Genomic DNA, 503 nt, shown 5'->3' on the forward strand with positions numbered 1-503 from the left:
TTCCGTGATTCCTCCAGGAAACGTATCCCGATACCTGCATGCTCAAGGTTGGGATCTAATTGATAGGCGGGAAGGTCTACTCGAAGAGTGGGCTGAGCCGGCAGGGCCGAATGGTGAGTCTAATTCCGAGATCCATCTCCTGCCGATAAATGATGAGTACCGTGACTTCGGGCGCAGGTTTGTTGAATTCTTGTCCGCAGTTGGTAATTATTATGAGATCGACGCACACGAGCTATATCGTCGCATTCACGTAGAGAGTGTCGATGTTCTCTTGCTGCGCCTTTCTCGTGCCGAGGGTCCAGGTGATTCCGTGGGCATCGGTGCAGCAAGCGGAGCATTGAATGTAGTCCATCGGATGCTGAAAATGTCTGCGCGCTACACTGCCAGTCCGTTTAGTGAATTCACTGGGCGTATGAAGCCAGAGGCGAGTAACTACATGAAGAATCATGTATCTCTGGGGCACACGCGCAGGGGGAGCTTCGTTTTCCCGATCCTGTCAGGTC

General features: G+C 52.5%; 1 protein-coding gene. It reads left to right on the forward strand.

The features are described from left to right. Positions 1 to 503, forward strand: a 503-nt coding sequence (locus tag G3I71_RS50665) for a hypothetical protein (RefSeq protein ID WP_203733116.1), incomplete at both ends; no start/stop codon positions are given.

The organism is Streptomyces sp. SID12501 (genome assembly GCF_010550245.1).
Taxonomy (GTDB): domain Bacteria; phylum Actinomycetota; class Actinomycetes; order Streptomycetales; family Streptomycetaceae; genus Streptomyces.